General features: G+C 41.5%; 1 protein-coding gene and 1 pseudogene. Both read left to right on the forward strand.

Going from position 1 to position 646, the window contains the following annotated elements:
- Positions 1–305, forward strand: a pseudogene (locus A3739_RS05475) (hypothetical protein); the annotation flags it as partial.
- 16 nt (positions 306–321) lie between these two features.
- A partial coding sequence (locus A3739_RS05480; protein ID WP_197472081.1) for a hypothetical protein occupies positions 322–646 on the forward strand: 325 nt, incomplete at its 3' end.

Genomic DNA, 646 nt, shown 5'->3' on the forward strand with positions numbered 1-646 from the left:
TGGATGAATGGAATCTTTGGTTTGATCAATGGAAAGCCGCGCTGAGCGCATCGGCAAAAGAGCCATCTCAAATTGCTCAAGAAATGAAACAGGTGAACCCGAAATACATCTGGCGTGAATGGCTCATTGTTCCGGCCTATCAACAAGCAGAAGCTGGCGATTACTCGCTGATTCACGAACTACAGGAAATACTCTCTAATCCTTACGACGAGCAATCAAAAGAGATTGAAGACAAGTATTATCAGCTCAGACCACGCGAGTACTTCCATGCTGGCGGTGTGTCGCATTACAGTTGTTCGTCTTAGATAAATAGAAGTCATTATGTACCGTATTTTATTCGCAACATTACTCCTCGCAGGATGTACAACAGCCCTATGGGCACCGAACTATGAACAACAATGGGTAAACGGGTTCTATTTAAATCAACAAACAAATGAGCTTGTTGTTACAACGAGACATAAAGCATATATATTCCCAATTGAGAGCTATTTTGCTGAAGCCATACTACTTACTAGACACTTCGATTTTTATCCTTCATTTGAAGATTTCAAAGTTAATGATAAAAATCAGGTCACGGGTAGAGTTTCGTTAACGCTTATTGAGCCAACCCCTCCTGAGCAGCTGGAATCAAAAATCAAAGCCCTAG

Source organism: Oleiphilus sp. HI0067, assembly GCF_001635735.1.